The sequence below is a fragment of the Streptomyces roseoverticillatus genome (assembly GCF_000719265.1).
GTDB classification, from domain to species: domain Bacteria; phylum Actinomycetota; class Actinomycetes; order Streptomycetales; family Streptomycetaceae; genus Streptomyces; species Streptomyces roseoverticillatus.
The window spans coordinates 104,519-127,564 of the sequence record NZ_JOFL01000001.1 but is presented as its reverse complement, the minus strand read 5'-3'; the positions used below and the strand labels follow the sequence as shown (position 1 = coordinate 127,564).

The window sequence follows — 23,046 nt, the reverse complement described above, 5'->3', positions numbered from 1 at the left end:
TTGGTTTCGAGGGGTGCGTCAGGCCTGCGGGGTGCGCCGGCCAGGGGTCCTGTTCGAGGCGTTGTAGCGCAGCAGGTAGCCGGCGAAGCGGTCGAGGTCGGCGCCGTCCCAGTCGGCGAGGCGCTCCCGGAAGGCGTCGCGGCGGTTGGCGGCGACCTGGGCGAGCGTGTCGCCGCCGCGGGCGGTCAGGTGCAGCACCTGGGCCCGCTGGTCCTCGGGCGCGGGCCGGCGCTCGACGAAGCCGAGCCGCTCCAGGCCCGCGATCTGCCGGCTGACCGTGGACTTGTCCAGCAGGTAGTGCGCCGCCAGGTCCGTCGCGCGGCAGCCGCCCCGCTCCTCCAGGTGGGCGAGGAGCGTGTAGGAGACCAGCGACAACTCGGGGTGCAGGCGGGCCGCGGCGGCCCGCGCGCGGCGGGCGAAGGCGGTCAGTTCGCGCTGGATGGTCTCCAGGGACGCGTCACGGTCGGTCACGGGGCTTCCTTTCGAGGTCTGGTTGTATAGTACAACTTAAAGGTGTAGTTGTAAAAGCCAACTATCTGCAAGCGACTATTTCCGGGAGCCGACGAAGCACCATGGGACCCGACACCCCCCGCGGCGCGCTGCGCCACGTACTGACCCACCTGCTCACCCCGCTGCTGATGTGCATCGGCATGGGCCTCGCCTACCTCGGCGCGTTCTCGCAGCCCGAACCGCACGAACTCCCCGTCGCCGTCGTGGGATCCGGTCCGAGCGCGAGCACCCTGGCGCACGGCATCGCCGGCAAGGCGGGGGACAAGCTCGCCGTCCGCACCGTCACGGACCGCGACGCCGCCGTACGCGCCCTCCGCCACCAGGACATATTCGGCGCCTACGTACCCGACCGGCAGGCCCCCGAACTGCTGGTCGCCTCCGCCGGCTCCGACACCACCGCCGTGGCCGTGCAGAAGGTCTTCACACCCGTCGCGGCCCGCACCGGCGCCCCGCTCAGGGTGACCGACGTCGCGCGGCCCGCCGACGGCGACCCGACGGGCCAGGGCATCTTCTTCCTGCTGGTCGCGCTCAGCATCGGCTCGTACGCCTCCGTCGCCGTGCTCGGCGGCGCGGGCGCGGTCCTGCCGATGCGGCTGCGGGCCGCGCTGGCGGTGGTGACCTCGCTGGTCGTCAGCGTCTTCGGCGCGGTCCTGGCCGGGCCCGTCTTCCACCTCGCCGACCACGGCCTCGGCGGCCTGTGGGGCATGGCCTGGGCCTACTCGGCCGGCATCCTCCTCGTCGGCGTCGGCCTCCACACCTTCCTCAAGCGCTGGACGACGCTGGGCATGATGGTGCTCTTCGTCATGCTCAACTTCACCAGCGCGGGCGGCGTGTACCGGCCCGAGCTGCAGAACGGCTTCTTCGCCGGACTGCACTCCTTCTGGAACGGCGCCGGCTTCGTCGAGGGCACCCGCAGCCTCGTCTACTTCGACAGGAACGGACTCGGCGGGCACGTGCTCACGCTGGCGCTGTGGCTGGTCGCCGGCCTGGCCGTGACCGCCGCCGCGTGGTTCGTGGAAACGCGGAAGCGCCGGCCGGCCGCCGTGGGGCACGGGGGCGCCGGGCCCGCGGCGGAGGAGGAAATGGAGGAGGCGGTGGGGGTCTGAGACACCCGGGCTCCGGGCCGGGCGTACCGCCCGGCCCGCCTTCCGGGCCCCGACGGGCGGGCCTCGGTGGGTAAGGGTCCCGACGGGCCGGGTCCTTCCTACAACGGCCACCCGTACATCGGCGACCTCCGGGGCTCCGGCGCCGCGCCCACCGCGGCGACGTCGTGCTCCGCGGTGTGCAGCAGCTGCTCGCCGAGATCGCGCAGGGCCCGGCCGGCCGCGAATTCGTCGCCGATCTCCGGGATGTCCCTGTCGCCCGGCGCGCACATCGCCACCCCGCGGCCCGTGACGGTCGTCGTCCCGGTGTCGAGCGTGGCGCGGGCCTTCGTCGTGCCCTCGTCCTCGAACAGGTCGAGGTGAACGTTCCATTCCACTGTGTGCGGCATGGCCGGCTCCTCTGCCTTCAGCCCGCCCCTCTTCTGCTGGTCTCCCTCCAGCTTCGCCCCTCAGCGGACGCTTCCGCGAGCCCTGGCGGCCCGGCCCTCGCGGGACCAAGCTGGAGAGGAGCACGCCGCACGGGACAGCCTTGGGGACACCGATGGGCAATGCCGTCGACAACGCCATCGACATCGTCTCGCTGACCAAGCGCTACGGCAGCACGGTCGGCATCGAAGACCTCGGCATCAGCGTCGCCGAGGGCGAGGTCTTCGGCTTCCTGGGGCCCAACGGCGCGGGCAAGACCACCACCATGCGCTGCCTCGTCGGACTGCTGCGGCCCACGGAGGGCAGCGTCCGCGTCCTCGGCCGCGACCCGGTCACCGAGCACCTGAGCCTCGCCCCGTACCTCGGCTACCTCCCCGGAGAACTGCGCCTCTACCCCGAGCTGACCGGCCGCGAGACCCTGCGGCTGCTCGCGACGCTGCAGGGCGCCCCGGCGCCCCGCCAGGACGAGCTGTGCGCGCGCCTGAACCTCTCCGGGGCGGACCTCGACCGCACCGTGCGCGAGTACTCGCGCGGCATGAAGCAGAAGCTCGGTCTCGTCCAGGCCCTGCAGCACGAACCGGAACTCGTCGTCCTCGACGAGCCCACCGAAGGCCTCGACCCCCTCGTCCAGGAGACCTTCTACGCCCTCTTGGCGGAGCTCGGCCGCTCCGGCCGCACTGTTCTGCTCTCCAGCCACGTCCTGCCCGAGGTGCAGCGGACGTGCCGGCGGGTGGCGATCGTACGGGCCGGCCGCCTGGTGACCACCGCGACCGTCGCCGCCCTGCGCGAGGCCCGGGCCCGCAAGGTGCGGCTGACCTTCGCCGACGGCCTGGGCCGGCGGCCCCTGGGCGCCGCCGACCGCTGGTCGCCCGACTGGCACGGTGACCAGGCCGTCCTCATGATCCCCCCGGACCGGACGGTCGCCGCGCTCCGCGAGCTGCTGGCGCTGCCGGTGCAGGACGTCACGGTCGAGGAGGCCGGGCTGGACGAGGCGTTCCTCGACCTTTACCGCGGGACGGCGGCGCGGGGGCCGCGGGGGCCGGGGGAGCCGGAGGAGCGGGGGGAGCCGCCCCCATGACCGGCCGGACCGCCTCCCGCTTCCCCCTCATGCGACTGGCCCTGCACCGCCGCCGCAGGATGATCGCCGCCCTGACCGCCGGCATGGCCGTCTTCGAGGCCCTCATCGTCGTGATCACGACCACCGTGTCGGCGGAACAGATCTTCGGCGCGGGCGGACGCAACCCGCCGGGCGCGTTCAAGGCGTTCAGCGGCTCGAACGGCGACGTGACGATCGCCAGCTACCCCGGCCTGCTGGGCGCCGGGCTCACCCACCCGTTCTGGATCGCCCTGCAGCTGACCGCCATCGGCTCACTGGCCGCCGCCGCGGTCGCCGCCGACGTCGAGGCGGGCACCGTCGAGCTGCTCATGGTCCGGCCGGTGTCCCGGGCCCGGCTGCTGGCCGAGCGGACCGGCGCGCTCCTCCTGGTCTCCCTGCTGCTCAACGCGGCCGCGACGCTCGCCGTGGCCGCCGGCGTGGCGCTGTCGCCGGACCTGCACGACGCCGTCCCGCTCGGCGGCGTGTTCGCGGCCGGCCTGCTGGGCTTCGGCTTCTCGCTGTGCCTGACCGGGCCCGCGCTGGCCGTCTCCGCCGCGGGCCGCAGCCGGGCGCACGTCGTGGGAGCCACCATCGCCTTCGGCGCCGTCGGCTTCGCGGTCAACTTCGTCGCCCTGGCCTGGTCGAAGGCCGCGCCCCTGCGGTTCGTCAGCCCCTTCCACTACTACACGCCCGGTGACGTGCTGGCCCACGGCGCCGTCCCCTGGGGACAGCTCGCGGTCCTCGCCGGCACCGGCGCCGCGGGCATCGCCCTGGCCTTCCGCCTCCTCGCCCGCCGCGACCTCGCCCCGTGACGCACTCCTGGTGGAACGGGCCGTGCAGCCCGCAGACTTGACGCATGGAGCAGATGGTGTCGGTCGGAGACGGTGAGGTCTGGGCGGATGACTCGCAAGGAGAAGGGAAGGGGGAACACCGGGAGACGGACGGCCTGCCGCTGGTGCTGCTGCACCCCGGCGTCGCGGACTCGAGGATCTGGGACCCGGTCCTCCCGCGCCTCGTGGAGCGGCACCGGGTCATCCGCTTCGACGTGCGCGGGTACGGGCGCTCCCCGGCGCCCACGGCGAAGTTCTCGCTGGTGGAAGACCTGGTGGCGGTCCTCGACCACTTCGGCCTGAGCCGGGTCGCCCTGGTCGGCTCCAGCATGGGCGGTGCCGCCGCCGTGAACCTCGCGCTCGCCGACCCCGCACGGGTCGCGGCGCTCGCGCTCCTGGTCCCGGGCGTGACGGGCTACGAAGGGCTCGCCGCGTCCGGCTTCATGGCCGAGGCCGAGAAGCTGGCCACGGCGGGCGACATGGACGGCCTGGTCGCCCTCACCCTGCGGACCTTCGGCGCCGCCGGCACGGACGGCGACGCGGAGGCCGCGGCCCACGTGCGGTCGGCGATCCGGGCGTGGTTCACCAACCACCCCCACCAGGTGCCCGACGCACCCGCCTTCGACCGGCTGGGCGAACTGAGCATGCCGTGCCTGCTGGCCCTCGGCGAACGGGACCAGCCCGAGGTGATCCGCTGCAACGAGGACATGGCAGCCCGCATCCCCGGCTGCCGCCTGGTCAGGCTGGGCGGCAGCGACCACCTGCCGACCCTGCGCGAACCGGAAACGGTCGCGAGCCTGATCCTGGAAGCATGCGAGGGGCCGGCGAGCTGAGGGCACTCACTTCTCACCCGCCGCGACGGCGCCTCCAAGGCCGCGGGCTCGTGGCCTGTCTCCCGCCGCGGCGGCGGATCCGACGGCGCGGAACCCCGGCTTTTCTTCCGCCGTGGCGGCGCTCAGCGACGACGGTGGCATCCGGCGGTGTCGGGCGAACCCCGGTTCGTAGAGCACCGCCGGTCTCCGCCGCGGTCGGCGGATCCGAGGGCGCGGAACCCCCGCTTTTCTTCCGCCGCGGCGGCGATCAACCACCACGGCGGCATCCGGCGGTGCCGAGCCGGCCCGGCCCGCGGTCCCCCGTCGTCACCCTGCGCAGATCCGTGGCCGTGCCCGAACGGTAGAATCGCCTTCCTACAGCGGCGAGCGCCACGCGGCGAGCGCCACGCGCCACGCGGCAAGCGTGACCGCACCGGTCAGGAGGAGACCCGTAATGGACGGCGAGAAGCGGGCGGAGCGCCAGATCGCCTTCCGGGTGCTGGTCTACGTGTTCATCACGCACCTCTTCGCCGGCTTCATCTGGCTGCTGTTCTACATCGGCGGGCACGCCGACAAGTGATCGGGCGCCCCGCGGGCCGCACCCCCCGCTCGCTCAGCCCAGCACCTTCTCAGGCAGGACCGGCAGGTCCCGCACCCGTACCCCCGTCGCGTGGTGCACCGCGTTGGCGATCGCCGCGGCCGTGCCGACGATACCGATCTCGCCGATGCCCTTGCTGCCCATCGGGTTGAGCAGAGGATCGGTCTCGTCGATCCAGTGCGCCTCGATGCCGCGGACGTCCGCATGCGTCGGCACGTGGTATGAGGCGAGATCCCGCTCCGCGAAGTCGCCGAACCGCGGGTCCATGGTGCTGCCCTCCAGGAGCGCCATGCCCACCCCCATCGTCATCCCGCCGATGAACTGGCTGCGCGCCGTACGGGCGTTGAGGATCCGGCCGGCGGCGAAGACGCCCAGGAGCCGGCGGACCCGTACCTCCCCGGTGTCCGTGTCGACCGTCACCTCCGCGAACTGCGCGCCGAAGGACGCCATCGCGTGCGGCGGATCGGACGGGATGTCGTCCGCGGTGTCGGCCGTGGCGGTCAGGCCGCCGGGCGGCACGGTCCCGCCGCGCGCGTCGACCATAGCGTTCAGCGCGCGGCAGGCCTTGTGCACGGCCCACCCCCACGAGCCGGTGCCCCCGGACCCTCCGGCGAGCCACGCCGCGGGCAGGTCGCTGCTGCCGATCTCGACGGCGACCCGGTCGAGGGCCACGCCGAGCGCCTCGGCCGCGATCAGCGCGACGACGGTGCGGGCACCCGTGCCGATGTCGGTGGCGTTGATCCGGACGCGGTAGCGGCCGGTCTCGGTGACGTGCGCCTCCGCGGAGGACGGCATGTGGAAGACGGGATAGTACGAGGAGGCCACCCCGGTGCCGACGAGCAGCCGCCCCTCGGCGCGTGAGCGCGGGCGGGGGTCGCGCGCCTCCCAGCCGAAGCGGCGCGCCCCCTCGCGCAGGCACTCGACCAGGTGCCGGCTGCTGTACGGCTTCCCGCTGTCCGGTTCGGCCGCGGTGTCGTTGCGCACCCTCAGCTCGACCGGGTCCACCCCGGCGGCACAGGCGAGCTCGTCCATCGCGCACTCCAGCGCGTACATCCCGGGGGCCTCGCCCGGCGCCCGCATCCACGACGGGCTCGGGACGTCGAGGGCGACGACCCGGTGCGTGGTGCGGCTGTTCGGTGAGACGTACATGGCGCGCGACGGGACCGCCGCCTGCTCCACGAACTCGCGCACGGTGGAGGTGTGCGTGGTGACCTCGTGCGCGAGCGCGCTGATCACACCGTCCTCGCCCGCCCCGAGCCGCAGCCGCTGAACGAGCGGCGCCCGGTGGCCGACGACCGCCGCGAGCTGGGCCCGCGGCAGTGCCAGCCTGACGGGGCGTCCGGTGTGCCGGGCGGCCATCGCGGCCAGGACGACCTGCGGGCGGGGCGTGCCCTTGCAGCCGAATCCGCCGCCCACGTGCTCGGCGACGACCGTGATCCGCCCCTTGTCCACGCCGAACAGCCCGGCCAGCGTCTCCTGCACGGCGTTCGCGCCCTGGCAGGAGTCGTACGCGACGAGCCGGCCGTCCTCCCAGCGGGCCGTCGTGGCGTGCGGCTCCATGGGGTGGTTGTGCAGGGCGTGCGTCGTGTACGTGGCGTCGACGCGTACGGGTGCGCTCGCGTACGCGCCGTCGAAGTCGCCCCGCTCCCGGCTGCCCGGGACGCCGGCGTTGGCCTTCTCGGGGACGTAGAGGCGCGGGTGGCCGGGCGTGAGCACGACGTCGTGCTCCTCGGGGGCGTATGAGACCCGGACCGCGGCCGCCATGGCGCGGGCGGCCTCCGGCGTGTCGGCGACCGCCAGCGCCACGTACCAGCCGCGGTGCGGCACCTGGTCGTTCTGCAGCACCAGCAGCGTGTCGTCGTCCACCCGCTTCAGCCGCGGCGCGTTCTCGTGCGTCAGGACGGCCACGGCACCGGGCTCGGCCAGCGCCGCGCCGGCGTCGACCGCCACGACCCGGCCGCGCGGGACCGCGGCGGGGACGGGCCACGCGTACGCCGTGCCGGGCGGGGTGTGCTCGGCGGCGTAGCGGGCCGTGCCGGTGACCTTCTCGCGGCCTTCGAGGCGTACGGGTCCGGGGTCGCTCACGGCGCGGTCGCCCCCTCGGCCTTCCCGGCCTCCGCGGCGAGATCACCCAGCACCCGTGCCGCCAGATTGCGGGCCAGCGGCACCTTGAAGGCGTTGTCGCGCAGCGGCTCGGCCGCCGCCAGCTCGGCCTCCGCGGCCCGCCGATACGACTCCTCGGTGGCCGGGGCGCCGCGCAGCGCCTCCTCCGCCACCCGCGCCCGCCACGGCTTGTGGGCCAGCCCTCCGAAGGCCAGCCGGACCTCCTCCACGACTCCGGCGCGGAGGTCGAGCGCCGCGGCGACGGAGGCGAGCGCGAAGGCGTACGAGGCACGGTCGCGCGCCTTCCGGTACGCAGAGCGCCCCGCGGGCGGTGCCGGCAGCCCGACGGCCACGACGAGCTCGGCGGGCTCGATGACCGTGTCGCGCTGCGGCTCGTCGCCGGGCAGCCGGTGGAAGTCGCAGAGCGGAACGGTCCGTTCGCCGCCGGGGCCGCGCAGGTGCACGACCGCGTCGAGCGCCGCGAGGGCCACGGCCATGTCGGAGGGGTGCGTGGCGACGCACGCCGCCGAGTGGCCGAGCACGGCGAGGTCGCGGTGGACGCCCTCGCGGGCGGGACAGCCGCTGCCCGGCTCCCGCTTGTTGCACGGCTTGGCCACGTCCTGGAAGTACAGGCAACGGGTGCGCTGCAGGAGGTTCCCGCCCGTGGTGGCCGTGTTGCGGATCTGCCCGGAGGCGCCCGCCAGCACCGCCTGGGACAGCGCGGGGTAGCGGGCCCGCACGGCGGGGTGGGCGGCGAGATCGCTGTTGCGGACGTTCGCGCCGATGCGCAGGCCGCCGTCGGGCGTCTCCCGGACCTCCGTGAGCGGCAGCCGGCCGATGTCCACCAGCAGACCGGGGGAGGCGACCCCCAGCTTCATCAGGTCCACCAGATTCGTACCGCCGCCGAGGAACATCCCGCCGGGCGAGGCCGCGAGCGCCGCGATCGCCTCGTCGACGCCGCCGGCGCGCGTGTACGCGAACGCCCTCACCGCGTCACGTCCTCGACCGCGGCGACGATGTTCCCGTACGCGCCGCACCGGCACAGGTTCCCGCTCATCCGCTCGCGGATTTCCTCCGGAGACAAGGGGACGGGCGCACCGGCGGCCGCTGTCCCGGGGGGCGTCACCACGGACGGCGCGCCCCCGCCCGCCTCGGCGATCATTCCCACCGCGGAACACAGCTGCCCCGGCGTGCAGTAGCCGCACTGGAACCCGTCGCGCACGAGGAACGCCTCCTGGAGCGGATGCAGCGCGTCCCCATCGGCCAGTCCCTCCACGGTGGTGACCTCCGCCCCGTCGTACGCGACGGCCAGCAGCAGACAACTGTTCGCGCGCCGCCCGTCCACCAGCACCGTGCACGCCCCGCACTGCGCGTGATCGCACCCCTTCTTGGCCCCGGTCAGCCCCAGGTGCTCGCGCAGCGCGTCGAGCACGGTCGTGCGGTGGTCGAGGTCGCGAAGACGATGCCGGACGCCGTTGACGCGCAGGGTCACGGCGGAGCTGGTCTGCGGTGGCTCCACGGCGCCTCGCCTTCCTTGTCTCCTGCCGAGTCTCCTGCCGACACCGTCACGAGGTCCCCGCTCCGCCCGCCCGCAAACGCGCTCGCGCGGCAGTGCACCCGTTCGGTTCAGGCGGGCTCCTCCGCATGGTTCCCAGCCGGGGACGGTGATGCGGGCGGCGGTGGCAGAGGCCGCCGGCCGGTGCCGGGCCCCACGGTTCCCCCGGGCGTCACGAGCCGGAGAGCTCGACCATCTCGGTGATCTTGTTGCCCGGGCCGAGCGTCACGTTGTAGTAGTTCTGGCCGGCGCACCACTCCTTGTGGTCCGCCTTGCTCTGGTTGTCGTACTGCTGGTGGTTCGGGTCCGCGCACTCCTTGACGTGGCCGATCCCGGAGAGGACCTTGTCGGTCGGCCGCGCCGGGCGGACCTCCGGGCCGTCCTGGCCGATGACGGTCACCTTCGCGTGCTCGTTGTCGAAGGCGTAGGTGTTCGTCGCGCCCTCGGGGCGGTAGAAGGCGCCTTCGTCCATCTTCGTGTTGCAGGAGACCTTGGCGTCCTGCGCGACGATGTTGTTCATCGCGCCTTCGACGACGTTCACCTTGATGAGCTTGTGGCCCTTGGGCAGCGGAGCGCACGGGTCCTTGTAGCCGTCCTTGCCCTTGTCGCCCTTGCCCCCGGTGGGCTGCGACGGCGCCGCGCTCGCCGGACCCTTGGCGTCGTCCTTGCCGCCGTCCTCGGTGGGCCCGCAGGCGGTCAGGGCAAGTGCGCCGGAGACGACCAGCGCGGCGGCGACGACATGGCGAATGGACATAGGGATCCCCCAGGGTGCTGCCCGGCGTCGATACGCCGGGGTTGAACGGTGAACTACTTACGAACAGGCCGGAAGTTTATGGGCATGGTCATGGCGAAAATCGACCGTTTGCTCGACCATGATCGAATCGCGACAGAATGGCGACGGAGCCGTGCCCGACCTGTGGCCGAGTCCTCCGGCCGTGGCCGAGGGAGAGCGGGCAACTGCCGCGATGCGGCCGGGCCGGTGCGGCCCGGCCACCCTTTGCGACGCTGCTAGGGCCCGGGTGATCGAGGCGCCGCACGCGGGGCACGTCGGGGCGCCCTCCGCCTGCGCCGGGTCAGACCTCCTGCGCCGGCGCCTCGTTCCACGCGCCCGTGACCGCCGCGACGACCACCGAGCCGATGACGATCAGCCGGTGGGTCAGTGCGTCGAGTTGCTGCCGCTGAGCGGGCGGGAGGTGCCAGTCTTCCCACCACGTGACCTGCTCCTGGGTGCGCGGCGTGGGCGACTCGGCGGCCCAGGCGTCGCGCAGGTGGGCGGCGAGCGGGGTCACGGCGCGGGCGTGCTCGGCGTAGGCCGAGATCAGGGCCGTCATGTGACTGACCGGCAGGTGGCCGTACCACTGGTTGCGGAGGTTCTCGGCGAGGGCCGCCACGTCCTCCAGCCACAGCACGTGCTGGGTGATCCAGCCCTGCGGGTCGGTGCTGCGCGGCATGTCCGGCAGCAGGCGCGGCTCCAGCGCGTCGCGGTGGGAGAGGAACGTGCGGCCGAGGGCCACCTCGTCGTCATGGGGGATCCAGGCACGCTCGCCCAGGGCGACCGCGGCGGCATCGACAACATCAACAGGATGGGTCATTTGATCACTTTACGGGTCTGAACGGAGCGTTCCGCACGCCCTTGCCCGGGCGTACGCGACCGTTGGGTGGACGGGGCGGCTGGTGGGCGACGGGCGCAAGCGAGTGTATGCGCCGGGCGCACGCCCGCCCGACGGGGCATCATGGCCGCATGACGAGCCTCGGCCTTCCCGAGTCCATTCGCGCATGTCTGTTCGATCTCGACGGGGTGCTGACGCGGACGGCGACCGTGCACGCGGCCGCCTGGAAGGAGATGTTCGACGCCTTCCTGAGAGCGCGGGACGGCGAGGGCTTCCGCCCCTTCGACGCGGCCCTGGACTACGACCAGTACGTGGACGGCATGCCCCGGGCCGACGGCGTGCGTTCCTTCCTCGCCTCGCGGGGCATCCGCCTGCCCGAGGGGGCCCCGGACGACCCGCCCGAGCGGGACACCGTCCAGGGCCTCGGCACGCGGAAGAACGCGATCGTCCTGGAGAAGATCAAGGAGATGGGCGTAGAGGCGTACGAAGGCTCCGTGCGCTACGTGCACGCGGCCCGCGCCGCCGGGCTGCGCCGGGCCGTCGTCTCCTCCAGCGCCAACTGCCACGACGTGCTCGTCGCCGCGGGCATCGACGACCTGTTCGAGGTGCGGATCGACGGCGTGGTCGCTGCCGAGCGCAAGCTGCCCGGCAAGCCGCACCCGGACACCTTCCTGGAGGCCGCTCAGGAGCTCGGGGCGGAGCCGGGGCAGGCGGCGGTCTTCGAGGACGCGCTGGCGGGCATGGAGGCCGGCCGGGCGGGAGCCTTCGGCTACGTCGTCGGCGTCGACCGCGCCGGCCAGGCCGAGGCCCTGCGCAGCCACGGCGCGGACGTGGTGGTCCAGGACCTGGAGCAACTGCTGGGAGAGGCGGGCGAGCACACGTGATCACCCATCCGGCCTATGCCGTCGAGCCCTGGTGCCTGCGCGAGACCGCGCTCAACCTGGAGGTGCTGCCGCAGAGCGAGTCCGTCTTCGCCCTCGCCAACGGCCACATCGGCTGGCGCGGCAATCTGGACGAGGGCGAGCCGCACGGCCTGCCGGGCTCGTACCTCAACGGGGTGTACGAGCTGCGGCCGCTGCCGTACGCCGAGGCCGGCTACGGCTATCCGGAGTCCGGGCAGACCGTCATCGACGTCACCAACGGCAAGGTGATCCGGCTGCTCGTCGACGACGAGCCCTTCGACCTGCGCTACGGCCGGCTCCTCCACCACGAGCGGGTGCTGGACTTCCGCACCGGCCTGCTGGAGCGCACCGTCGAGTGGACCTCCCCCTCCGGCCGCACGGTGCGGGTGCGCTCGACCCGGCTCGTGTCCTTCACCCAGCGCGCGGTCGCCGCCATCGCCTACGAGGTCGAGCCGGTCAACGGCGACGCGCGGATCGTCCTGCAGTCGGAGCTGGTGGCCAACGAGCAGCTGCCCAAGGCCGCCGGGGACCCCCGGGTGGCGTCCGTGCTGGAGTCCCCGCTGGTGGCGGAGGAGCACTCCGCCGACGGGGACGTGCTGCGGCTGGTGCACCGGACCCAGCGCAGCGGGCTGCGCATCGCGACCGCCGCCGTCCACGCCGTGGACGGCCCGGAGAACACGCGCACGTACGCGACGAGCACCGACGACCTCAGCCGGTACACGGTCACGTCGGTGCTGCGCCGCGGGCAGCGGCTGCGGCTGGAGAAGACCGTCGCCTACGGATGGTCGGGCACCCGCTCCCTGCCGGCGATGCACGACCAGGTGGACGCGGCGCTCGCGGGCGCGACCAGCACCGGCTGGCAGGGGCTGTGCGCCGAGCAGGAGCAGTTCCTGAGCGAGTTCTGGGAGCGCGCGGACGTGGAGGTCGACGGCGACGCCGAGATCCAGCAGGCCGTGCGGTTCGCGCTGTTCCACGTGCTGCAGGCGGGGGCGCGCGCGGAGTGCCGGGCCATCGCGGCCAAGGGGCTGACCGGCCCGGGCTACGACGGGCACAGCTTCTGGGACACCGAGACGTTCGTCCTGCCGGTGCTCACGTGCACCGCCCCGCTGGCGGCCGCGCAGCCGCTGCGCTGGCGCCACGCCACCCTGCCGGCCGCGCTCAACCGCGCCCAGCAGCTGGGCCTGAAGGGGGCGGCGTTCCCCTGGCGGACCCTCAACGGCGACGAGTGCTCGGCGTACTGGCCGGCCGGCACGGCGGCGTTCCACGTCAACGCGGACATCGCGGACGCCGTGGTGCGCTACATGCACGCCACGGGCGACACGACCTTCGAGCGGGAGGTCGGCCTGGAGCTGCTGGTCCACACGGCACGGCTGTGGCGCTCCCTGGGCCACCACGACCACCAGGGGCGGTTCCACCTCGACGGGGTGACGGGCCCGGACGAGTACAGCGCCATCTCCGACGACAACGTCTACACGAACCTGATGGCCCAGCAGAACCTGCGGGCCGCGGCGGACGCGGCCGAGCGCCACCCGGACCTGGCGGCGGACTTCGGCGTGGACGACGAGGAGACCGCCGAGTGGCGGGACGCGGCGGAGCGGATGAACCTGCCGTACAACGAGGTGCTCGGCGTCCACGAGCAGTCCAACGGCTTCACAGGCCACCAGCTGTGGGACTTCGCGGGGACCCACCCCGACCAGTACCCGCTGATGCTGCACTTCCCCTACTTCGACATCTACCGCAAGCAGGTGATCAAGCAGGCGGACCTGGTCATGGCCATGTACCTGCGCGGGGACGCCTTCACCGCCGACGAGAAGGCCCGCAACTTCGCCTACTACGAGCCGCTGACGGTGCGCGACTCCTCCCTGTCGGCGTGCGTCCAGGCCGTCATGGCCGCCGAGGTGGGCCAGCTGCGGCTGGCGTACGACTATCTCGGCGAGGCCGCGATGATGGACCTGTCCGACCTGGAGAGCAACACGCGCGACGGCCTGCACATCGCCTCGCTCGCGGGCGCGTGGATCGCCCTGGTCGCGGGCTTCGGCGGGCTGCGCCACTTCGACGGCTCGGTCGGCTTCGCGCCGAAGCTCCCGGAGCAGCTGGGCCGGCTGGCGTTCACGGTGCAGGTCCTGCAGCGCCGGCTGCGGGTCGAGATCACCGGACCGGCGGTCACGTACGAGCTGGTGGACGGCGACACGCTGGACATCGAGCACTACGGCGAGACGGTGACGCTGAAGCAGGGCGCGGTGGTGACCCGGCAGGTGCCGCAGCTCCCCGAGGTCCCGCAGGTGGGGCAGCCGGCGGGCCGGCATCCCGCGCACCGGGGCTGGGCGGCGGGACGCCACGAGAGCGGGCCGGTCGGGGCGGCGGAGAAGTGAGCACGCGGCGCGTGCGCCGCCCCTCTACCGGTCCCGCACCCGCGTTCGCACAATGACCTCCATGTCATACGACTCTCGCGACGACCTGCCCGGTGGCGGGACGCATCCGCTGCGCAGGCTCTCCCCCGGCGAGCTGCAGCGCCGTACGAGCGCGAAGTGGCGCGCCTACCCGCCGGACGTCCTGCCGCTGTGGGTGGCCGAGATGGACGTGATGCCCGCCGCGCCCGTGGCGCGGGCGCTCACCGAGGCGGTCGCCCTGGGCGACACGGGCTACGCCTCCGGCACGGCCTACGCGGAGGCGCTGGACGCCTTCGCCAGGAAGCGCTGGGGCTGGGACGGCGTGGCGGTCGAGCGGACGGCGACCGTCGCGGACGTGATGCGCGGCTCGGTCGAGATGCTGAAGCTGGTGACCGGCGCGGGCGACGCGGTCGTCGTCAACCCGCCCGTGTACCCGCCGTTCTTCGGCTTCCTGGAGCACGAGGACCGGCGCGTGGCCGAGGCCCCGCTGGGCCCGGACGGGCGGCTTGACACAGCGGCCCTGGAAGCGGCGTTCCGGCGGGCCGCGGCGGGCGGGCGGCGGGCCGCGTACCTGCTGTGCAACCCCCACAACCCGACCGGCACGGTGCACACGCGCGCGGAGCTGACGGCGGTGGCGCAGCTGGCGGGCGCGTACGGCATACGGGTCGTGGCCGACGAGATCCACGCCCCGCTGGTGCTGCCGGGCGCGGAGTACGTGCCGTATCTGTCGGTGCCCGGCGCGGAGGACGCCTTCGCCCTGCTCTCCGCGTCGAAGGCCTGGAACCTGGCCGGGCTCAAGGCGGCCGTGGCCGTCGCCGGCCCGGCCGCCGCGGACGACCTGGCGCGGCTGCCCGGGATCGTCAGCCACGGCCCCAGCCACTTCGGAGTCCTCGCGCACACGGCGGCGCTGCGGGACGGCGCCGAGTGGCTCGACGCCGTCCTGGCGGGGCTGGACGAGAACCGGCGGCTGCTCGGCGAGCTGCTGGAGCGTCACCTGCCCGCCGTCCGCTACCTGCGGCCGGAAGGCACCTACCTGGCGTGGCTGGACTGCCGGGAGCTCGGGCTGGGGGACGACCCGGCCGCCGTGTTCCTGGAGCGCGGCCGGGTCGCCCTGACCGGCGGGCTGCCGTTCCGCACCGGCGGAGCGGGGCACGTGCGGCTGAACTTCGCCACGTCGCCGGAGCTGCTCACCGAGGGGGTGCGCAGGATGGCGGCGGCCCTGCCGTAGGCCTGCCGGGAGTCGTTACGGCCTCACCGCCGGACGCTCACCGCTGGACCGTGACGTTCTCCGCCTGGGGCCCCTTGGGGCCCTGCGTGACGTCGTATTCGACCTGGTCACCCTCGTGCAGCTCCTTGAACCCCGCCGTCTGGATGGCGGAGAAGTGGACGAACACGTCCGGGCCGCCGTCGTCCTGCGTGATGAAGCCGAAGCCCTTGTCCGCGTTGAACCACTTCACCGTGCCTGTTGCCATGTGTTTCCAGTCCTTCGTCCTTCTCGCGCGGCGCGACGGGTTCGACGCGCCGGCCGAGACCGGTGACGGCCGGCCCGGTCCCTCACCTTTCCCCGCCGTGCGGGCGGAGATGACCTCCGTCCTCCCCTCTTCACCCCTTCGGAGGGAAAGCCGCCGCTTCCCGGCCCCCGTCCTCGTTTGACCCCATTTGGTGGCGCGCCGCCGCTATATTCGACGGTGTCCGTGACCGCGGAGCGGCGGAAAGGACCAAGTGATCGGCTCGTACGCGTACGCATCACTGCCGGAAGCGACCGCGCGCCATCCCCTGGCCCCGGCGCGCGGCCTGTACAGCAGCGACTCCTGGCTGGAGCTGCTGCGTGAGCACGGACACCGGTACCGCTGGCTGCTGATGTGCGCGCGGGAGCGCGCGGCGGCCCTCGCCCCGGTCACCGACGGCCCGGCCGTGCAGGCCGGGCGCTACCGCCCGGGGTTCCTCCTCGACGAGCGGCTCCCGGCCGAGCGCTGCGTCGTCGCCGGGCCCCGCACGGGCTACCTCAACGAACTCCGCTACGGGCCGGAGCGGCTGCCGGCCGCCGAGGTCGCCGAGGGCCTGCTCGCCGGGGAGCACCGGGAGCGGCCGCCCGGCGCCGCCCTCCTGCCGTATCTGCCGAGCGGGCCCGCGGCCGCCTTCGAGAGCGCGGGCCACCCGGCGGGCCTGATCGCGTGGGACGCCTGGCTCGACGTGCCCGGCACCGGCTTCGACGGCTACCTCTCCGGCCTGGAGAAGACCCACCGCAATCAGGTCAAGGACGACCTGCGGCGCTACACCATGGCGGGCGTCGCCTTCTCCACCCGCCCGCTGACCGGCCCCGACGACGAGATCAAGGACCTGCTGGTACTGCACGAGCGCATGTATGGCACCGCCTACGACCGGCCCGGCGGGCGCTTCTCCCGCTATCTGGCCCGCTGCGCCGAGCTCCCCGGCGCGTACGTCGTGCGGGCGCGGCTCGCCGGCCGCACGGTCGGCTGCCACCTGGTCTTCCACTACGGCGACGTGCTGTGGGTGCGGCTGATCGGCGTGGACGAGACCCGGCCCGGCACGCGCGGCTGCTACTTCGGCCTGATGTTCTACGAGCCGCTGCGGCTGGCCCACGAGCTGGGGGCCCGCGCCGTGCACCTCGGCATCGGCACGTCCCGGGCCAAGGCGCGGCGCGGCGCGCGGCTGGAGCCGCTGTGGACGGTGGCCGTCACCGCGGGAGGCCGGGTGCGCGACCTGGCGCGCGAGGGTCTCGCGGCCCGGGCCGTGGACCTGCCGGATCCGGCGCCCGAGGCGGACGGGCCGGTGCCGAAGTCGCCGTCGGCATGGAAGAGGCCGTCATGGGCCGTCTGAGATAAAATCCCTGTATGTCAGTTTTCGGGAGCCTTAAACGGGCGCCCGCACCGGCCATGGGCTCGGTGGAGCAGGTCGAGCCGTGCCACTGCGTATGCGCCCTGGCGCACCACGGCATGACGCACATCTGCTCCGAGGAGGCCTATCCGGGCCTCGCCCTGACCCTCCGGGTGCCCGCCCTGGGCAGCATGTCGTTCCCCGTCTGCGAGACCTGCTACGACGCGGCGTCGCCGCGCTGGCACCACCAGTCCTGAACCTCCCCCGTCCCGGCCGTTGTTGACATACGGTTCAGGGATGACCGAACAAGTCGATCTGTCCGAGTTCAGCACCCGGTACGGCGGCCTCCCCGGTCTCCGGGGCTTTCTGGCGCGGCCTCCGGGGGACGCCCCGCGGCCGGGAGTGGTCGTCCTCTTCGAGGCTTCGGGCGCGGACGCGGTCAACAAGAGGCTCAACGAGCGGATGGCCGAGGCGGGTTACCTGGCCCTGATGCCCGACCTCTACCACGGCCGGTCCCCGTACCGCTGCCTGGTGCCGACCATGCGGTCGGTGTTCTCCGGCCGCGGCCGGGTGTACGGCGACATCGAGGCGGCCCGGCAGTGGCTGCTGGCCGACCCCGGCTGTACGGGCAAGGTCGGGGTCATCGGCTTCTGCATGGGCGGCGGCTTCGCGCTCGTGCTGGCCGGCCAGGGGCGGTTCGACGCGGCTTCGGCCAACTACGGCCGGGCGCCGTCGGACGTGGACGCGGCGATGAAGGGCGCGTGCCCGGTGATCGCCAGCTACGGGGCCGAGGACCGGGCCTTCCGCGGCTACGCGGCCAAGGTCAGGACGGCGCTGGAGCGCGCCGGCGTCGAGCACGACGTCAAGCTCTACCCGGATGCCGGGCACTCGTTCCTCAACGAGACCGACAACGTGCCGCCGTTGCTGCGGCCGGTCATGCGCGCCGTCATGGGCATCGGGCCCGAGCCGGCCTCCGCCGCGGACGCCTGGCGGCGGATCGAGGCGTTCTTCGGCAGGCACCTGGCCGCGGACTGAGCGGACCGAGGCCTTCTCCGGCAAGCACCCGGCCGGGGACCGGGCGGACCGGGCCCGGCCAGGGCGCGCTCCTGGCCGGGGCCGGACCTACGGCGTGGTGCCGCGGTGGTCCAGCGTGGTTCAGAGCCCGGCGCGAGCCGCCTTCGCGGGGGCCGCCGGCGTCTTGCAGGCGATGTCCGTGCCGATGGAGTTGACGCCGTCCTTCTTGGCCTGGCCGCCCTGGTACTCGTAGTACAGGTAGGTGTAGAACTCGATGCGCCGGCTCGGGCCGCACGCCGAGTCCGCGGCGATGTTGTACTTCAGGGTCACGGTGCGGCTGGCGCCGGGGAGGACCGGCACGCTGTAGTTCATCGAGCCGCTCTGCTTGCCCGAAACGTCGCAGCGGGTCACGTCACCCGTGCAGGAGGCGAACGCGTACTTGAGCGCGGGGTCCTGCGACGTGTTCCACGTCGGCTGTATCGACTGGTACACGAACTGGGTGTTCGTGGTCTGGTCGTTGGTGAACTTCAGAGTGATGGTGACTGTGTCGCCCGGCGAGGCGGACGCCTTGTCGGCGGTGACCGTCATCGGAGGCGTGTCGGCGGCGGAAGCCGACGGAGCCATGCCCATGAGGGCGACGACAGAGGCGAGGGTGGCGGACAGCCCGAGGCGTCCGAACGTGTGTCTGCGCATGGCGAGGGACATTAGACAGACCCCTCGCGTCCTGACTGCACCACAGGTAGAGGATTGGCCACCGCCGGAACGCCCTCCACGCCCTGCTGACCAGGTACGGGCCGTGAGGCAGCGGTTCCGCCAGTGACGTAGTTGGCCGGGAATACCCTCGGGACGGGTGTGACAGGGGTCGCGGATGGCCGACTCGCGGTGCTGGAAGGCCCCGTATCGGCCAGGGGCGGGGACCGCCTGAAGGGCGGGACGCGCCGGTGGCGCCGGACGGTTCCCGGTGGGCGGGAGGGAATTCCCATCCAGCACCTACGATGCTGAATCATGGAACTCCGACACCTTGAGCACTTCGTGGCGGTTGCCGAGGAGCAGCACTTCACGCACGCCGCCGAGCGGCTGCGCGTGGCCCAGTCCGGGGTGTCGGCCTCGGTGCGGGCGCTGGAACGGGAGCTGGGCGCCGAGCTGTTCCTGCGCACGACGCGGCGGGTGGGGCTCACGGACGCCGGACGGGCGCTGCTGGTGGAGGCGCGGCGGACGCTGGCGTGCGCCGCGGCCGCCCGGGAGGCCGTCGCGGCGGTGCAGGGGCTGATGGGCGGCACGCTGTCGGTGGGCACCGAGCAGTGCATGGGCACGGTCGACGCCGCCGCGCTGCTGGCCTCCTTCCACGCGCGCCACCCGCAGGTGGAGGTGCACATGGAGCAGGCGGGTTCGGGCCGGCTGCTGGAGCAGGTGCGGCGCGGCGAGCTCGACGTGGCGTTCGTCGTGCACGACGGGCTGCACGAGGGGGTGCGGCTGCGGCGGGTCGCGGAGGAGCCGCTGATGCTGCTCTGCCGGGCGGATCATCCGCTGGCCGGGATCGGCGGGCCGGTGCCGGCGGCGCGGCTGGCCGGCGAGGTGTTCGTGGACCTCCATCCGGACTGGGGCGCACGCCGGGCCGCGGACCTCGCGTTCGCCGACGCGGGCGTGGCGCGGAAGGTCGCCCTGCAGGTCAACGACGTCTACACGCTGCTCGATCTGGTCTCGCGCGGCCTGGGCGCGGCGGTCGTGCCGCGCCCGGTGACGCTCAAGGAGCAGGCACGCGGGCTCAGCGCCGTACCGCTGGCGGGGCCCACGCGGTGGAAGGTGGCCGTCGCCGTGCCGGCGGCGGGTCAGCCGACGGCCGCCGCCCGGGCCCTGCTGGCCATGATTGATCATCAGGACTGCTGAATGTGATCGGGAAGGGATGTTGGACACCGCACGGATTCCCGCGCAGAGTGGGGTGCGGTCCGACGCAGAGATCCGACCACCGAGAAAGGCAGCACCCCCATGGCGCAAGAAGTACGCGGTGTCATCGCCCGAGGCAAGGGCGATCCGGTACGGGTCGAGACGATCCTCGTCCCGGATCCCGGCCCGGGCGAGGCCGTCGTGAAGATCCAGGCGTGCGGGGTGTGCCACACCGATCTGCACTACCGGGAAGGCGGAATCAACGACGAGTTCCCGTTCCTCCTCGGCCATGAGGCCGCGGGTGTGGTCGAGTCGGTCGGTGACGGAGTGACCGAAGTGGCTCCGGGCGACTTCGTCATCCTCAACTGGCGCGCCGTGTGCGGGCAGTGCCGCGCGTGTCTGCGCGGCCGCCCCTGGTACTGCTTCAACACGCACAACGCCAAGCAGAAGATGACGCTGACCGACGGCACGGAGCTCTCGCCCGCGCTGGGCATCGGCGCCTTCGCCGAGAAGACCCTGGTCGCCGCCGGGCAGTGCACCAAGGTCGACCCGGCCGCGTCGCCGGCCGCCGCCGGGCTGCTGGGCTGCGGCGTGATGGCCGGCCTGGGTGCCGCCATCAACACCGGCGCCGTGGGCCGGGGCGACTCCGTCGCGGTCATCGGCTGCGGCGGCGTCGGCAACGCGGCCGTCGCCGGAGCCCGGCTGGCCGGCGCCGCGAAGATCATCGCGGTGGACCTCTCCGACGCCAAGCTGGAGCAGGCGAAGGGACTGGGCGCCACCCACACCGTCAACTCGTCCTCGGTGGACGCCGTCGAGGCGATCCGCTCGCTGACCGGCGGCTTCGGCGCCGACGTCGTCATCGACGCGGTCGGCCGCCCGGAGACGTACCGCCAGGCGTTCTACGCGCGCGACCTGGCCGGGACCGTCGTCCTGGTGGGCGTGCCCACGCCGGAGATGAAGCTGGAGCTGCCGCTGCTGGACGTCTTCGGGCGCGGCGGCGCGCTGAAGTCGTCGTGGTACGGCGACTGCCTGCCCTCCCGGGACTTCCCCCTGCTGATCGACCTCTACCAGCAGGGCCGCCTCGACCTCGACGCGTTCGTCAGCGAGACCATCGCACTGGACGAGGTGGAGGAGGCCTTCCACCGCATGGAGAAGGGCGAGGTGCTGCGCTCGGTGGTGCTGATGCCGGGGGCGGAGGGCCCGTCCCCCGCGACGCCGACGACCGCGCCGGGGACCGTGTGATGGCCCGCATCGAACACCTCGTCACGTCCGGCGTTTTCGCGCTCGACGGCGGCGTCTGGGACGTCGAGAACAACGTGTGGCTCGTGGGCGACGACGAGGAGGTCCTCGTCATCGACGCGGCCCACGACGCGGCCGCGATCGAGAAGGCGGTGGGCGGCCGCCGGCTGACCGCGATCGTCTGCACCCACGCGCACAACGACCACATCGACGCGGCGCCGGAGCTCGCGGCCCGTACGGGCGCTCCCGTGCTCCTCCACCCGGCCGACCGGGAGCTCTGGGAGCAGACCCACCCGGGCACCTCCCCCGACGGGGAACTGACGGACGGCCAGGTGCTGACCGTCGCGGGCACCGCGCTGACGGTGCTGCACACGCCCGGCCACTCCCCGGGCGGCGTCTGCCTGCACGCCCCGGAGCTCGGCACGGTGTTCACCGGCGACACGCTCTTCCACGGCGGGCCGGGCGCGACCGGCCGGTCCTTCTCCGACTTCCCGACCATCGTCGACTCGATCCGGGAGCGGCTGCTGTCGCTGCCGCCGGAGACCGTGGTGCGCACGGGGCACGGGGAGAACACGACGGTCGGCGGCGAGGCGCCCGCCCTGCCGGAGTGGATCGCGCGCGGGCACTGAAAGCGGGGCCCGGGGAAGGCCGGCGGAAGGCTCGCGGAGGGCTGGTCGTGGTCCCGCGGAAGGCTCGCGGGAGGCCGGTCACGCTCCCGCGGTGGGCCCGCTGACCGGTCCTCGCGGAGTAGGTCCGAAGCCCCATGACATCTCATGGACAGCCGCTTAGGGTCGTTTACGGACATCGGTCGCTTCCACCATCCGGGTGGGAGGAGGGCCGGTGTCCGGGAGATGCCTGTGGAGGCATTGCATCGTGTCAGTCGAGCTGAATCACACCATCGTTCATTCCCGGGATAAGAAGGAGTCCGCCGAGTTCCTGGCGCACATCCTGGGCCTGGAGGTCGCACCGGAGACGGGGCCGTTCGTCCCCGTCGTCACCGGCAACGGCGTCGCGCTGGACTTCGCCACCAGCGACCAGCCCGAGAACATCGTCCCGCAGCACTACGCGTTCCTGGTGCCGGAGGAGTCCTTCGACGCCGTCTTCGCGCGGATCCAAGAAGCCGGCCTGCCCTACTGGGCCGATCCGTACCGCACCCGCCCGGGCGAGATCAACCACAACGACGGCGGCCGGGGCGTCTACTTCCCCGACCCCTCCGGCCACTACCTCGAGGTGCTCACCCGCCCGTACGGCAGCGGTTCCTAGGACCTCGCCAGGGCCTCGCCCACTCACTGCGCCCCGCCGGGCCCGCTCGGCGGGGCGCGGTCAGCGCAGGGCATAGCCACCGTCCGGGTAGAGCGTCGAGCCGGTCATGAAGGTGTTCGTGAACAGGAAGAGCACCGCGTCGGCGACCTCGCCCTCGGTGCCGGGCCGGCGCAGCAGGGCGTCCCGGCCGTACTGCGCGAAGCTCTCCTCGCGCACCTCGGCCGGGCGCTGCGCCCACAGGTTGCCGTCGACCGTGCCGGGCGAGACGACGTTGACGCGGACAGGCGCGAGCTCCACGGCGAGCCCGCGCCCGAGCCCCTCGATCGCCGCGTTGCAGGCCACGTAGGCGGGCGCGGCGGCCGGGGGGCGGACGCTCGCCGCTCCGGACATCAGCACGACGGACGCGCCCGCGGTGAACTTCGGCGCCGCGTGCTTAACCGCGTGGTACTGCCCCCAGAACTTGGACACGAAGGGGCTCTCGGCCTCGCTGTCGGTCAGCTCCCGCATGGGGCCGACCTGGTAGGAGGCGGCGGGCGTGAAGAGGTGGTCGATCCGGTCGATGCCGTCGAAGAAAGCGGCCAGAGACCCCTGGTCGGTGGCGTCGACCACGCCCCAGCTCGCCCTGTCCCCCAGGGATTCCGCGGCCGACGCCAGCTTCGCCGCGTTCCGCCCGCCGATCACGACGCGCGCACCGGCGGCGACGGCGCGCCGCGCGACCTCCAGGCCGATGCCGGAGCTCCCGCCGACGATGACGACGTCGCGGCCGGTGAGCGTGAGCGTGGGGGCGGGAGCGGAAGCGGGGGCGGGGGAAGCGGGGGAAGCAGGGGCAGTCATGCGGTTCGCCTTTCGGTGGGACGCGGACTCTGCTCGGCC

Annotated in this window: 25 protein-coding genes; 15 read left to right on the top strand and 10 right to left on the bottom strand. The window is 73.3% G+C overall.

Annotated features, from left to right (window positions below; translation table 11 throughout):
* Positions 1-18: 18 nt before the first annotated feature.
* The gene (locus IF61_RS0100625; protein ID WP_030364150.1) at positions 19-471 is read right to left on the bottom strand and encodes a MarR family winged helix-turn-helix transcriptional regulator; all 453 of its coding nucleotides are present in this window, start codon (positions 469-471) and stop codon (positions 19-21) included.
* A 101-nt stretch (positions 472-572) separates the two neighbouring features.
* On the opposite strand from IF61_RS0100625, the gene IF61_RS0100620 reads away from it, so the two are divergent.
* Positions 573-1,616, top strand: coding sequence for an ABC-2 transporter permease (locus IF61_RS0100620; RefSeq protein ID WP_030364149.1), 1,044 nt, complete (start codon positions 573-575; stop codon positions 1,614-1,616).
* A 98-nt stretch (positions 1,617-1,714) separates the two neighbouring features.
* On the opposite strand, the gene IF61_RS0100615 is transcribed toward IF61_RS0100620, so the two are convergent.
* Positions 1,715-2,002 carry a dsRBD fold-containing protein gene (locus IF61_RS0100615; protein WP_030364148.1) on the bottom strand — a complete coding sequence of 96 codons (288 nt, stop codon included), beginning with the start codon at positions 2,000-2,002 and terminating at the stop codon, positions 1,715-1,717.
* A gap of 152 nt (positions 2,003-2,154) precedes the next feature.
* On the opposite strand from IF61_RS0100615, the gene IF61_RS0100610 reads away from it, so the two are divergent.
* The 4 genes from IF61_RS0100610 (at position 2,155) to IF61_RS36725 (ending at position 5,357) form a co-directional block, all read left to right on the top strand.
* A complete protein-coding gene (locus tag IF61_RS0100610) occupies positions 2,155-3,117 on the top strand; it encodes an ABC transporter ATP-binding protein (RefSeq protein WP_052392282.1) in 963 nt (320 codons plus the stop codon).
* Positions 3,114-3,947, top strand: a complete 834-nt coding sequence (locus IF61_RS0100605) for an ABC transporter permease subunit (protein WP_030364146.1) — start codon at positions 3,114-3,116, stop codon at positions 3,945-3,947. Before IF61_RS0100610 ends, IF61_RS0100605 begins: the two co-directional genes overlap by 4 nt.
* A gap of 44 nt (positions 3,948-3,991) precedes the next feature.
* Positions 3,992-4,798: an alpha/beta fold hydrolase gene (locus IF61_RS0100600; RefSeq protein ID WP_030364145.1), complete on the top strand. Its 807-nt coding sequence runs from the start codon at positions 3,992-3,994 to the stop codon at positions 4,796-4,798.
* A 433-nt stretch (positions 4,799-5,231) separates the two neighbouring features.
* On the top strand, positions 5,232-5,357 hold the full coding sequence (locus tag IF61_RS36725) for a DUF6126 family protein (RefSeq protein ID WP_245684346.1): 126 nt from the start codon (positions 5,232-5,234) through the stop codon (positions 5,355-5,357).
* Positions 5,358-5,390: 33 nt separating this feature from the next.
* On the opposite strand, the gene IF61_RS0100590 is transcribed toward IF61_RS36725, so the two are convergent.
* From IF61_RS0100590 to IF61_RS0100570, 5 genes are all read right to left on the bottom strand, one after another.
* Positions 5,391-7,460, bottom strand: a complete 2,070-nt coding sequence (locus IF61_RS0100590) for a xanthine dehydrogenase family protein molybdopterin-binding subunit (RefSeq protein WP_030364144.1) — start codon at positions 7,458-7,460, stop codon at positions 5,391-5,393.
* Entirely contained in the window at positions 7,457-8,467 is a 1,011-nt protein-coding gene (locus IF61_RS0100585) for an FAD binding domain-containing protein (protein ID WP_030364143.1), read from the bottom strand. Before IF61_RS0100585 ends, IF61_RS0100590 begins: the two co-directional genes overlap by 4 nt.
* Complete coding sequence (locus tag IF61_RS0100580; RefSeq protein ID WP_043187305.1) at positions 8,464-8,997, bottom strand: 2Fe-2S iron-sulfur cluster-binding protein; 534 nt, start codon at positions 8,995-8,997, stop codon at positions 8,464-8,466. Before IF61_RS0100580 ends, IF61_RS0100585 begins: the two co-directional genes overlap by 4 nt.
* Positions 8,998-9,205: 208 nt before the next feature.
* Positions 9,206-9,787 carry a hypothetical protein gene (locus IF61_RS31945; protein WP_043187302.1) on the bottom strand — a complete coding sequence of 194 codons (582 nt, stop codon included), beginning with the start codon at positions 9,785-9,787 and terminating at the stop codon, positions 9,206-9,208.
* A 319-nt stretch (positions 9,788-10,106) separates the two neighbouring features.
* On the bottom strand, positions 10,107-10,625 hold the full coding sequence (locus IF61_RS0100570; protein WP_157848528.1) for a hypothetical protein: 519 nt from the start codon (positions 10,623-10,625) through the stop codon (positions 10,107-10,109).
* A gap of 149 nt (positions 10,626-10,774) precedes the next feature.
* On the opposite strand from IF61_RS0100570, the gene IF61_RS0100560 reads away from it, so the two are divergent.
* Genes IF61_RS0100560 through IF61_RS0100550 form a run of 3 tightly spaced genes read left to right on the top strand, consistent with a single transcriptional unit; the run spans position 10,775 to position 15,163 of the window.
* The gene (locus IF61_RS0100560; RefSeq protein ID WP_030364140.1) at positions 10,775-11,527 is read left to right on the top strand and encodes an HAD family hydrolase; all 753 of its coding nucleotides are present in this window, start codon (positions 10,775-10,777) and stop codon (positions 11,525-11,527) included.
* On the top strand, positions 11,524-13,917 hold the full coding sequence (locus IF61_RS0100555) for a glycoside hydrolase family 65 protein (RefSeq protein WP_052392281.1): 2,394 nt from the start codon (positions 11,524-11,526) through the stop codon (positions 13,915-13,917). Before IF61_RS0100560 ends, IF61_RS0100555 begins: the two co-directional genes overlap by 4 nt.
* Positions 13,918-13,969: 52 nt before the next feature.
* Positions 13,970-15,163, top strand: coding sequence for a MalY/PatB family protein (locus tag IF61_RS0100550; protein ID WP_030364138.1), 1,194 nt, complete (start codon positions 13,970-13,972; stop codon positions 15,161-15,163).
* A 37-nt stretch (positions 15,164-15,200) separates the two neighbouring features.
* On the opposite strand, the gene IF61_RS0100545 is transcribed toward IF61_RS0100550, so the two are convergent.
* Positions 15,201-15,407 carry a cold-shock protein gene (locus IF61_RS0100545; protein ID WP_030364137.1) on the bottom strand — a complete coding sequence of 69 codons (207 nt, stop codon included), beginning with the start codon at positions 15,405-15,407 and terminating at the stop codon, positions 15,201-15,203.
* A 250-nt stretch (positions 15,408-15,657) separates the two neighbouring features.
* Here IF61_RS0100545 and IF61_RS0100540 point away from each other — a divergent pair, with 250 nt between their 5' ends.
* The 3 genes from IF61_RS0100540 to IF61_RS0100530 are packed head-to-tail and all read left to right on the top strand — an operon-like array spanning position 15,658 to position 17,808.
* Positions 15,658-16,776, top strand: a complete 1,119-nt coding sequence (locus tag IF61_RS0100540) for a GNAT family N-acetyltransferase (RefSeq protein WP_030364136.1) — start codon at positions 15,658-15,660, stop codon at positions 16,774-16,776.
* A gap of 56 nt (positions 16,777-16,832) precedes the next feature.
* Positions 16,833-17,030, top strand: coding sequence for a DUF6372 family protein (locus tag IF61_RS0100535; protein WP_030364135.1), 198 nt, complete (start codon positions 16,833-16,835; stop codon positions 17,028-17,030).
* Positions 17,031-17,070: 40 nt separating this feature from the next.
* Entirely contained in the window at positions 17,071-17,808 is a 738-nt protein-coding gene (locus IF61_RS0100530) for a dienelactone hydrolase family protein (protein ID WP_030364134.1), read from the top strand.
* Between the two features lie 120 nt (positions 17,809-17,928).
* On the opposite strand, the gene IF61_RS0100525 is transcribed toward IF61_RS0100530, so the two are convergent.
* Complete coding sequence (locus IF61_RS0100525; RefSeq protein WP_030364133.1) at positions 17,929-18,480, bottom strand: hypothetical protein; 552 nt, start codon at positions 18,478-18,480, stop codon at positions 17,929-17,931.
* 312 nt (positions 18,481-18,792) lie between these two features.
* On the opposite strand from IF61_RS0100525, the gene IF61_RS0100520 reads away from it, so the two are divergent.
* The 4 genes from IF61_RS0100520 (at position 18,793) to IF61_RS0100505 (ending at position 22,173) form a co-directional block, all read left to right on the top strand.
* Complete coding sequence (locus IF61_RS0100520) at positions 18,793-19,674, top strand: LysR family transcriptional regulator (protein ID WP_030364132.1); 882 nt, start codon at positions 18,793-18,795, stop codon at positions 19,672-19,674.
* 99 nt (positions 19,675-19,773) lie between these two features.
* Positions 19,774-20,913, top strand: coding sequence for an S-(hydroxymethyl)mycothiol dehydrogenase (locus IF61_RS0100515; protein WP_052392279.1), 1,140 nt, complete (start codon positions 19,774-19,776; stop codon positions 20,911-20,913).
* Entirely contained in the window at positions 20,910-21,539 is a 630-nt protein-coding gene (locus IF61_RS0100510; protein ID WP_030364130.1) for an MBL fold metallo-hydrolase, read from the top strand. Before IF61_RS0100515 ends, IF61_RS0100510 begins: the two co-directional genes overlap by 4 nt.
* A gap of 244 nt (positions 21,540-21,783) precedes the next feature.
* Positions 21,784-22,173 (top strand): VOC family protein, encoded by a 390-nt coding sequence (locus tag IF61_RS0100505; protein WP_030364129.1) that lies wholly within the window; start codon positions 21,784-21,786, stop codon positions 22,171-22,173.
* A 60-nt stretch (positions 22,174-22,233) separates the two neighbouring features.
* On the opposite strand, the gene IF61_RS0100500 is transcribed toward IF61_RS0100505, so the two are convergent.
* Positions 22,234-23,007, bottom strand: coding sequence for an SDR family oxidoreductase (locus IF61_RS0100500; protein ID WP_052392278.1), 774 nt, complete (start codon positions 23,005-23,007; stop codon positions 22,234-22,236).
* Positions 23,008-23,046 lie beyond the last annotated feature (39 nt).

Bases quoted from the DNA above. Each gene is read 5' to 3' on its own strand.
- IF61_RS0100620 (WP_030364149.1), top strand. From the start codon at position 573: ATGGGACCCGACACCCCCCGCGGCGCGCTGCGCCACGTACTGACCCAC.
- IF61_RS0100615 (WP_030364148.1), bottom strand. From the start codon at position 2,002: ATGCCGCACACAGTGGAATGGAACGTTCACCTCGACCTGTTCGAGGAC.
- IF61_RS0100610 (WP_052392282.1), top strand. From the start codon at position 2,155: ATGGGCAATGCCGTCGACAACGCCATCGACATCGTCTCGCTGACCAAG.
- IF61_RS0100605 (WP_030364146.1), top strand. From the start codon at position 3,114: ATGACCGGCCGGACCGCCTCCCGCTTCCCCCTCATGCGACTGGCCCTG.
- IF61_RS0100600 (WP_030364145.1), top strand. From the start codon at position 3,992: ATGGAGCAGATGGTGTCGGTCGGAGACGGTGAGGTCTGGGCGGATGAC.
- IF61_RS36725 (WP_245684346.1), top strand. From the start codon at position 5,232: ATGGACGGCGAGAAGCGGGCGGAGCGCCAGATCGCCTTCCGGGTGCTG.
- IF61_RS31945 (WP_043187302.1), bottom strand. From the start codon at position 9,787: ATGTCCATTCGCCATGTCGTCGCCGCCGCGCTGGTCGTCTCCGGCGCA.
- IF61_RS0100570 (WP_157848528.1), bottom strand. From the start codon at position 10,625: ATGACCCATCCTGTTGATGTTGTCGATGCCGCCGCGGTCGCCCTGGGC.
- IF61_RS0100560 (WP_030364140.1), top strand. From the start codon at position 10,775: ATGACGAGCCTCGGCCTTCCCGAGTCCATTCGCGCATGTCTGTTCGAT.
- IF61_RS0100550 (WP_030364138.1), top strand. From the start codon at position 13,970: ATGACCTCCATGTCATACGACTCTCGCGACGACCTGCCCGGTGGCGGG.
- IF61_RS0100545 (WP_030364137.1), bottom strand. From the start codon at position 15,407: ATGGCAACAGGCACGGTGAAGTGGTTCAACGCGGACAAGGGCTTCGGC.
- IF61_RS0100535 (WP_030364135.1), top strand. From the start codon at position 16,833: ATGGGCTCGGTGGAGCAGGTCGAGCCGTGCCACTGCGTATGCGCCCTG.
- IF61_RS0100530 (WP_030364134.1), top strand. From the start codon at position 17,071: ATGACCGAACAAGTCGATCTGTCCGAGTTCAGCACCCGGTACGGCGGC.
- IF61_RS0100525 (WP_030364133.1), bottom strand. From the start codon at position 18,480: ATGCGCAGACACACGTTCGGACGCCTCGGGCTGTCCGCCACCCTCGCC.
- IF61_RS0100520 (WP_030364132.1), top strand. From the start codon at position 18,793: ATGGAACTCCGACACCTTGAGCACTTCGTGGCGGTTGCCGAGGAGCAG.
- IF61_RS0100515 (WP_052392279.1), top strand. From the start codon at position 19,774: ATGGCGCAAGAAGTACGCGGTGTCATCGCCCGAGGCAAGGGCGATCCG.
- IF61_RS0100500 (WP_052392278.1), bottom strand. From the start codon at position 23,007: ATGACTGCCCCTGCTTCCCCCGCTTCCCCCGCCCCCGCTTCCGCTCCC.